This is a genomic window from Pseudonocardia pini, assembly GCF_013870575.1.
GTDB classification, from domain to species: domain Bacteria; phylum Actinomycetota; class Actinomycetes; order Mycobacteriales; family Pseudonocardiaceae; genus Pseudonocardia; species Pseudonocardia pini.
Map to the genome: position 1 here is coordinate 1 of NZ_JACBXB010000820.1, position 2364 is coordinate 2364.

The 2364-nt window shown below is 74.0% G+C and carries 3 protein-coding genes; all 3 read right to left on the reverse strand.

Annotated features, from left to right (window positions below):
* A partial coding sequence (locus H5J29_RS29440) for a glycosyltransferase (protein WP_181784236.1) occupies positions 1-431 on the reverse strand: 431 nt, incomplete at its 3' end.
* 23 nt (positions 432-454) lie between these two features.
* Entirely contained in the window at positions 455-1852 is a 1398-nt protein-coding gene (gene ftsW / locus H5J29_RS29445; protein WP_181784237.1) for a putative lipid II flippase FtsW, read from the reverse strand.
* Positions 1852-2364 (reverse strand): glutamate ligase domain-containing protein (locus H5J29_RS29450; protein ID WP_281376134.1); only part of this gene is annotated, 513 nt, incomplete at its 5' end. The genes H5J29_RS29450 and ftsW, both read right to left, overlap by 1 nt.

Below are 2364 nucleotides of genomic sequence, written 5' to 3' on the forward strand. Positions count from 1 at the left end.
GCCAGCCCCGCGCGGGCGTTGGCCTCGTGCACGACGATCGGCACCCGGCCGCGCGCGCCGAGGTACGCGGGCAGGGCGACGTACCCGCCGAACCCGACGACGACGTCCGCGTCGACCTTCGTCAGGACCTCCCGCACCCTGGCCACGGCCCCGCGCACCCGACCGGGCAGCCGCAGCAGGTCCGCGGAGGGCTTGCGGGGCAGCGGCACCGGCGGGATCAGCTCCAGCGGGTAGCCCCGGGCCGGGATGAGCCGCTGGTCCAGGCCCTTCTCCGTGCCCAGGGCGGTGACGGTGGCGTCGGGCCGCAGCCGCTTGACGGCGTCGGCGAAGGCCAGCGCGGGCTCGATGTGCCCGGCCGTGCCGCCGCCTGCGATCACCACGGAGGGGCCGGAGCCCATGCGCGGGAGGTACTGGGTGCCGTACTGACTCATGGACTGGCTGGGCCCTCTTCGGTTCAGCGACGCACCGACCGCTGGGCGGGCGGGCGCGGGACGGGACTGCGGTATCGAGGATCGGCTCCGCGGGCTGCGCCTCCGGAGGCCGATCCGCGCACCGCACGGTACGGCTCGGGCAGCGGCAGCCGCAGGAACGTCGCGATCCGGCCCTGGCCGTTCGACCGCAACGCGGCGACCGCCTCCGGTTCGTGCCGGGCGGCGTTCGTCAGGATGCCGAACACGAACATGGTCACCACCATCGAGGTGCCACCGGAGGAGATCAGCGGCAGCTGGAGTCCGGTGACCGGCAGCAGACCGACCACGTAGCCGATGTTGATCGCGGCCTGGATGACCAGCCACGCGGTGGAGGTCGCGGTGACCAGCCGCAGCCACGGGTCGGTGCTGCGGCGCGCGATCCGCAGCCCGGTGTAGGCCAGCGTGGCGAACAGGGCCAGCACCGCGAAGGCGCCGACCATGCCCAGCTCCTCGCCGATGATGGCGAAGATGAAGTCGTTGTGCGCGTTGGGCAGGTAGTCCCACTTGGCGCGGCCCTGGCCGAGCCCCACGCCGAACAGCCCGCCGTCCGCGAGCGAGTACAGCGCCTGGGTGGCCTGGTAGGCGGGGCCGAGCGGGTCGGCGGTGTCCGACGACAGGAACGAGGTGATCCGGCTGACCCGGTAGCCCGCGGTGAGGCCGAGGACCACCGCGCCCGCCAGGCCGCCGACGCCGATCGTGAGCAGCAGCTTCATCGGGGCGCCGCCGAAGTACAGCAGCGCGATCATGACGATGCCCAGCGAGATCGTCATGCCCAGGTCCGGTTCGAGGACCAGCAGCGTGAGCAGCAGCAACGTGACCGGGACCAGCGGGTTCAGCGCGTGCTTCCAGCGGTGCATCACGGCGCGGCGGGCGACGAGCACGTGCGCGCCCCACAGCGTCAGCGCCACCTTCACGGCCTCGGAGGGCTGCACGGAGAAGGAGCCGATCGCGAACCAGGCCTGCGACCCGTTGCGCGTGACCCCGACCCCGGGGATCAGCACCGCGACCAGCGCGACGACACCCACCAGCAGCATCCACGGGGCGAACGCGCGCATCCGCTTCGGCGGCACCCGCAGCCCGATCCAGAACAGGACCAGCCCGCCCGCGCAGAAGCCGAGCTGGCGCACGAACACCGAGTACGACGACCCGCCCGCCGAGTAGGACTCCACCGCGCTGGCCGACAGGACCATGACCAGGCCGAACAGGGTGAGCAGGCCCCATACGGCGAGGATCAGGTGCAGGGAGGTGAGCGGGCGGCGCAACCAGACGTCGAGTGCCTTCGCGCCGCGTCCGACGGCCGCGCGCGCGGGACCGAACCGACCCTCCGGCTCCTTCGGCGTGCTGCGGCGCGAGCGGGTGGTGCCCGGGCTGCGGGTGGCCATCAGGCCAGCTCCCCCACGGCGGCTGCGAAGGCGGTCCCGCGGGCCGCGTAGTCCCGGAACTGGTCCATGGACGCGGCGGCGGGTGCGAGGAGTACGACGTCCCCCGGTCGGGCGAGTGCGGCGGCACGGCGGACGGCGGAGCGCATGACCCCATCGTCGCCCTCGGTGACCTCGACGGCGGGGATCTCGGGCGCGTGTCGCGCGAGTGCGTCGACGATCTCCCCCCGCTCGGCGCCGATCACGACCGCACCCGCGAGCCGGTCGGCGTGCTTCGCGACGAGCTCGTCGACGTCGGCGCCCTTGAGCAGCCCGCCGAGGATCCAGACGATGTGCCGGCTCGGCTGGGCGGCGAGCGCCGCGTCGGCGGCGTGCGGGTTGGTGGCCTTGGAGTCGTCGACGTACCGGACGCCGTCCACGGTCCCGACCAGCGCGGACCGGTGGGGCCCTGGCCGGAACCCGCGCAGCCCCTCCCGCACCGCGTCGGCGCCCACCCCGTAGGCCCGGGCGAGCGC

Bases quoted from the DNA above. Each gene is read 5' to 3' on its own strand.
- ftsW (WP_181784237.1), bottom strand. From the start codon at position 1,852: ATGGCCACCCGCAGCCCGGGCACCACCCGCTCGCGCCGCAGCACGCCG.